At 62.8% G+C, this 6,075-nt stretch carries 7 protein-coding genes; 1 reads left to right on the forward strand and 6 read right to left on the reverse strand.

What is annotated here, in order from left to right:
- The 6 genes from VKI00_RS02735 to VKI00_RS02760 form a co-directional block, all read right to left on the reverse strand.
- Nucleotides 1-378, reverse strand: a 378-nt coding sequence (locus tag VKI00_RS02735) for a transposase (RefSeq protein WP_324435153.1), incomplete at its 3' end; no start/stop codon positions are given.
- Nucleotides 379-507: 129 nt separating this feature from the next.
- A complete protein-coding gene (locus tag VKI00_RS02740; protein WP_324435154.1) occupies nucleotides 508-1,005 on the reverse strand; it encodes a DUF4352 domain-containing protein in 498 nt (165 codons plus the stop codon).
- A 149-nt stretch (nucleotides 1,006-1,154) separates the two neighbouring features.
- On the reverse strand, nucleotides 1,155-2,540 hold the full coding sequence (locus VKI00_RS02745) for a TIGR00366 family protein (RefSeq protein ID WP_324435155.1): 1,386 nt from the start codon (nucleotides 2,538-2,540) through the stop codon (nucleotides 1,155-1,157).
- A gap of 256 nt (nucleotides 2,541-2,796) precedes the next feature.
- Nucleotides 2,797-2,997, reverse strand: coding sequence for a PASTA domain-containing protein (locus VKI00_RS02750; RefSeq protein ID WP_324435157.1), 201 nt, complete (start codon nucleotides 2,995-2,997; stop codon nucleotides 2,797-2,799).
- A gap of 144 nt (nucleotides 2,998-3,141) precedes the next feature.
- Nucleotides 3,142-4,110 (reverse strand): low molecular weight phosphatase family protein, encoded by a 969-nt coding sequence (locus tag VKI00_RS33675; RefSeq protein ID WP_414687101.1) that lies wholly within the window; start codon nucleotides 4,108-4,110, stop codon nucleotides 3,142-3,144.
- 192 nt (nucleotides 4,111-4,302) lie between these two features.
- A complete protein-coding gene (locus tag VKI00_RS02760) occupies nucleotides 4,303-5,193 on the reverse strand; it encodes a LysR substrate-binding domain-containing protein (RefSeq protein ID WP_324435159.1) in 891 nt (296 codons plus the stop codon).
- A gap of 203 nt (nucleotides 5,194-5,396) precedes the next feature.
- Here VKI00_RS02760 and VKI00_RS02765 point away from each other — a divergent pair.
- On the forward strand, nucleotides 5,397-6,075 hold a 679-nt coding region (locus tag VKI00_RS02765; RefSeq protein WP_324435161.1), incomplete at its 3' end, for an SDR family NAD(P)-dependent oxidoreductase.

The following is a 6,075-nucleotide window of genomic DNA, read 5'->3' on the forward strand; positions in this document are numbered from 1 at the left end:
CAGCAGCGGAAGCACCTCGCCGATCTTCGGGGTCTTGCGCGCCCACGGCGGCAAGATCGACGAGGAGAACCGCTGCCGCTCACCGGTATCCGGGTCGACACGCTTGTCGTTGACCCGCGGTGCCGTGACATCCACCGCGCCGGCGCTCGTGGTCACGGTCCGCGACTCGTGGCAGCCATTGCGCACCACCAGCCGATGACCCTTCTCGTCACGAACGTCAGCGAACTGGGCGATGTAAGCCTCGACCTCGGCCCGCAGGGCCTCGGCCAGCATCCGCCGCGCACCCTCTCGGACGATCTCGTCGATTACCGACGACGCGGCCGACCGCGCCGCACCCGAACCATCGCGGTCAGCGGAATCAGAAACTACAGTGAGCATCGGGTCGTACCTTCCCGACCAGCGTTGTCGCGCCGGTCTTGCTTGGAACCTTTCATCGGTCACCCGGGAAGGTACGCCCCCTCCCAAGCCGATCCACAGATTTCAAGCATTGCTCGCGGTCAACCTCGGTTAGCCGTGCGGGGTAGGTGGGGATGGCGGCTGGGTCAGATTGACCGGTGCTCCGTGTGAAGATTGCGAATCGTGCAGCACGATCTGGGTCGGTTTCGTACCGGGCGGCACGTCGAATCCCACCTTGACGCTCACCTGAAGACCTGGGTCGATGCTATTGACGAGGTCTCCGAATAGCGGAGGGACCATGTGGCTCGCCGAATACTCACGCCCAGTGCGGTCTTTCAACCTCTGAGCCTCCCACTCGAACATCTGTGGCTCTGTGCCGACGTTCCTGACCGCCATCGACACGATCGCATAGACACCCTGGGCACGTGTGTGGCCGAACGTGGGGGAGGTGTCGACTTGGCTGACGATGAACGCGAAGTTTCCGTCAAGGACTTCTTGCCCCATCCCAGCCGGTCCGGAGGTTTTGTGAAACAAGCCGCACGATGCGAGGAACACTGCGACTGGCAACATCAGCAATGCGGCAAGCCTTCCCATGCAACCGAAGAACATGCGGCCAAGGGTATTTAGGTGTTGCTGCTGTAGTGTCGGCTTCGGATTCAGTTCGTTTCGTGTTCATCGAACAGCTCGTCAACCTGGCGACTTGACGGCTCGCCACCGTGCTCGCGGATCGACCAGCGCACAGCGGCAACTAGCCGAGGTCAAATTACGTAGGGCGCGATCAGAGTGGTGGCACCCAACACGAACAACCCGATCACGAATGCGACGATCGTAAAGCCCATCACCTGACGGACATTGAGTTTCGCGATCGCAAGCAGGGGCAGCAACCAGAACGGTTGGATCATGTTCGCGACCCCCTCGCCGACGGCGACCGCCATGGAGATCAACCCGAGATAGGCCGGCGAGCGCTGACCGAGCGCCAGCGCCGAGTCGACCGCGATCGGGCCCTGCACGGCCCAGTGCCCGCCGCCGGACGGCACGAACAGGCTGATGACCAACGAGCCGATGAAGGTCAGGAACGGCAGCGTGTACTGCGTCGCGCCGCTCACGACCGCCTGGGCCAGCAACGTCTGCAGCGGCTTGGCCCCAGCCGCGTGCGAGGGCAGATAACCCAGCAAGCCGACCAGGCCGCCGTACAACGGATACTGCAGCAGCAGCGGACCAGACACCTTCGCGGCGCCGGTGAATGCCCGAATGAACCGGATCGGCGTGCGGTGCAGCAACGCACTGGTGACCGTGAACAACATGATCATCGATGAGATGTTCAGCGCGAAACCGCTGATGCAGAAGTAGGCAATGCCGGCGGCGAACACGAGGACATTCAGGATCCACAGGTTTTCCAGCCATTCAGCAAACGTTTTCTTTCCCTCCGCCTTGCCCTCGGCCTTAACCTCGGGCTGGTCCTCTTCTTCGAACACCGCGGGATCGGGCGCAAGGCTCTGCGCCGGCTCCATGCGCCAGATCGCGAGCGCGAGCAGCGCCAGCACGACGATCACCGACAGCCAGCTGTAGGGCTGGAAGATCGTCAGCTTGAGCGGCACCGTGATGCCAGTCAATTTGTGGATCACGTTGATTGGGCTGCCGTTGTCCGTGTTCGCCAGCGCAATCGACGACGAAAGTCCTTGCGTCCAGACGATGAAGCCCATGAACGCCGCCGCGATGAGGTAGCCGAAATGCGCCTCGGTAAAGCGCTTCGCGACCTGCCGGGCCACCAGCGCTCCGGCTACTAGCCCGAGTCCCCAGTTGAGCAGGGAGAGGACAGCGCTCACGCCAAAGCAGAGGAGAGCTCCCTGGACCTGGTTCTTCGGCTTGCTGGCGATGTAGACGATGGCCCGCTTCAGGATCGGCGCTTCGGCGAGCGTGTAGCCCGTCACGAGGATCAGGACCATCTGGAAGGCGAACGTGAAGATGTTCTGCGATCCCCACACACCGCCATACCACGCCTTGAGCATGCCGCTGGGCGAGGCGCCGTTCACCAACAGGGCGACCAGCGCGGCGACGATGAGGGTGAGGATGACGGCGAACAGATACGGGTCGGGCATCAGCCGTTCGACATACCGGACACACAGCGCGGTGAGGGATTGCATCAGGCCGCGGCGTTCGGGTTTGTGTTCTTGGCCCGATGGCGTTGGCTGTTCGGGCTCGGCCTCTGGCGCCCGGCTCGTGGCCGTTGTATATCCGCTGGTGGCCTCGGGGTCCTCGCTTGTGGCCTTGGGGTCTTCGCTCGTCATCATTGACCTACCCTCGCTCGCTGTCCCAACTGCGCAACCTGCGCACTACCTATCACCGACGCTGTTTTGCCGTGGCTTTTTCGCTAATTCCGTTGTTGCCGTTGGCATAAAGCTATGGCGCCACGTTGAGGGTTATGGTTTCGTTCTCTGCTACCGGTGTTCCTGATTGCGGTGACTGGTTTGTGATTCGCCATGACTGCGTGAATCCGCTGTTGTCGTCCATGACGTCGTGCCCGTCGGGCGCTATGGCGGCGACGTTGAGGCAGATCCAGAACGAGTCGTCGTTGACGATGTCTTCGAGCTGCCTACCCACAGCGTTGGGGGAGGGGTTGAGGCCAGCTCAAGGCGGTACAGTCCTGCTGCGCCGTGGGGTCATCGGCGCGAGCCGACGCCGCGAACGTGAGCGCCGCGATGACCCCGAATGCAGCGAAGGCCATTCCCCGATGACGTGCGACTATCACCCGCCGATGCCGGGGGCAAAGTTGCCAAGCTGCCCGCGATCGCTGATGTCGAGGACTTCCACCTGGTACCTTTCCCGCAACTCCTGGCCGAATGCCGCGGCCTCCGGGCCCCCGTCGGTGTCTAGCAGGCCCAGTTCGATGATGGTGCCCGAGCGCGCCCGGTACTCGGCACGGGGGCTGACCGTCATCGACTTCGGTGGCCGGTATGGCAGCACGTCGCACAGGAGAACCCTGCCGACAACCAGATACGACCACGGCGGATCCGCCACCCCCAGTCGCGCCACGTCTCGCGACACCCTCGGGAACCCACGTGCCCGCGCGATCAGGTCCTCGACTTCGATATCGGCGTACCAGCCGCAATCGCACCCCAGCGCCGGCGGCACGTGCGCTGGGATGGCGCATCCAGCGGTGGACGATTTCGTCGGCCACGAGATGGCCGAATTGTAAGGAGACCGCAGCACATCTCCGGAGATCCCCGTCCAAAAGCGAAAGCCCACAGCGGTTTTCAACAGGCCGAAACCGGGTGCGATCAAGCGCTCGTCTAGCCACTCATGCAACTCGGGCATCGCGGCCTCGATGGCAATGAAGGCGCGCTCGAAATCAGCACCGAATAACGGATTCCGGACGTTGACGCACTTAAGCCGGTCGTCATCAACGCCGCACACACGCAATACCTGAACATGTTCGCGACCCAACGCGACCACCAAATCAGCTCCGAGGTGTTCATCACCGACCAGCGCCGCCCGATGATCCGCCGGCACCGGATAACCGTACTGCTGCAGCACCGAGAGCACCTGCTCATCGGCGCCCTCACCCACAGAAGCGGCGGTGCCCGCACTCGACACCCGCACCACATCGCTCAGACCACGCTCGCGCAGTTGCTCAGCGAACAACACCGCAGCCATCACCGATCGAGCGCGATTGAAACTGCAGACAAACGCGACGTGCAGCCGAGGGCTATCCACAACCCGAACCGCTTCCGATGCAGCGCGGCAAGGTCATCAGAGTCCTCCAGATCGAAGCTTGCGAGTGTACGTAACGTGGCTCGCAAAAAGATTCTAGTTAGGGCCAGACAGGGGCTGGCCCGCTGGGACCTGAGCTTCGACAGTTCCTAGTTTCATGGCACCAGGCGGCCCGGCCACTTACCTGGACATCGGTTAGGTTCGGCTTGGGCGGATCAGTTCGTCGAGGCGCGATAGGAAAAGCTTGAGGATCGGCGAGGTGTTGGACCTGCTGTAGCCCACCGCGATATCGATCGTCGGTGCATCGCCCGTCAGCGGGCGACTGACGACAGATGGCGGTAGGAAATCTTCGGCGTAAGCGGGCATCAGGGCGAGCCCTCGGGTCGATGCGACCAACGATATGGCCATCGCGATGTTGTCCACCCCGTGATCCAGTTTGATGTCAACGCCGTTGCGGCGCAGATAGTCGTCGCTGACAGCGCGCAGGACGCCGGCCTTGTTCGAACCGCCGATGAAAACTTCTCCGACGAACGCTTGCGGAGACACCGTGGCCTGTGCGGCGAGGCGATGGTCGCTCGGCATCAAGACGACGAGCGGCTCGTCGTCTACCACGTGGTAGCCCAGGTCGTAGCCGGGCTCCAGGCGCATGATCGCCACGTCCATCCGACCGCGCGCGAGCGCTTCGGCAAGGTTCGGCGAGTAGTCGCTGGAGACCACAACCTGGATGTCCGCCAACTGGTCTCGCAGCACATGCGTAGTCCGCGGCAGCCAGTGCACCTCGAGCCCGGTTTGGAAGCCGATGTCGAAGGTCTTCCTCGCAGGCCGCGCCGCCTTGCGCGCCGCTTCGACAGTGGCATCGACTTGCATCACCGCCAGTCGGGCGTGATCGAGAAACGCCTTGCCGGCAGCGGTCAATTCCACGCCGCGGACGCCACGGGTCAAGAGTTCCACGCCCACCTCGTCTTCAAGGTCACGGATCTGCCGGCTCAGCGACGGCTGCGACGTGTAAAGGCGTCGCTCAGCGGCCTCGGTGAGGCTTCCGGCCTCCGCTACCGCGATGAAATATCGCAGGTGTCGTAGCTCCACGTCGTTCCCATGCTTTTGAGGTATGCCCCCCTGCTTCGAAAGACGTTTTCAGGAGGGAATACAACTTTGCGTTCATGTCATTCTAGCGATGGTAAGTCGCCACCAACCTCGCAAAAGCGTTCCCCAGTAGCCGAAGGAAAAAGATGACAAATCAAGTTGTTCTGGTCACCGGCGCCCTCACCGGTATCGGCCGTGCCACCGCTGTGGCCTTCGCCAAGAGAGGCGCCAAGGTCGTCGTGTCCGGTCGCCACGACGACAAGGGCAAGGAGCTCGCGACCGAGCTGCGGGCGCTCGGCGCCGATGCGGAGTTCGTTCGCGCCGACGTCCGCAACGAAGACGAGGTGCGCAACCTTGTCGACGAAACTGTCGCGAGGTTCGGCCGCCTCGACGTCGCGGTGAACAACGCCGGAGTGGAAGGCGAGCTCAGCGTCATCCCGAACGCCACCGTAGAAAACTTCAAGGCGGTCCATGAGACGAACGTCCTCGGAGTGTTCCTGAGCATGAAGCATGAACTACGCGCGATGGAGCGCCAGGGCAGCGGCAGCATCGTCAACATCGCCTCGACCTACGGTCACAAGGCGACGGCCGGTGCGACGGCGTACGTCAGCAGCAAGTTCGCTGTGGAGGGTCTGACCAAGGCGGTCGCGCTCGAGCAGGGCAATTCGGGTATTCGAGTCAACGCAGTTGGGCCGGGGCCGACAGACACCGTCATGCTCGACCGTTTCACACAGCAGGGCGGCCCGGACGGCAATGACGCGCTGATCGCCAAGGTGCCGATGCGTCGAAGGGGAGAGCCCGAGGAAATCGCGAACGCCGTCGTGTTCATTTCGTCCCCCGAGGCTTCCTACATTTCCGGCACAGTGTTCGAAGTGGATGGTGGCA

It is taken from the genome of Mycobacterium sp., assembly GCF_035314665.1.
In the GTDB taxonomy this organism is placed as follows: domain Bacteria; phylum Actinomycetota; class Actinomycetes; order Mycobacteriales; family Mycobacteriaceae; genus Mycobacterium.

Excerpts from the sequence above, each read along its gene's own strand:
- VKI00_RS02745 (WP_324435155.1), bottom strand. The coding sequence starts at position 2,540 with ATGCAATCCCTCACCGCGCTGTGTGTCCGGTATGTCGAACGGCTGATG.
- VKI00_RS02740 (WP_324435154.1), bottom strand. The coding sequence starts at position 1,005 with ATGTTCTTCGGTTGCATGGGAAGGCTTGCCGCATTGCTGATGTTGCCA.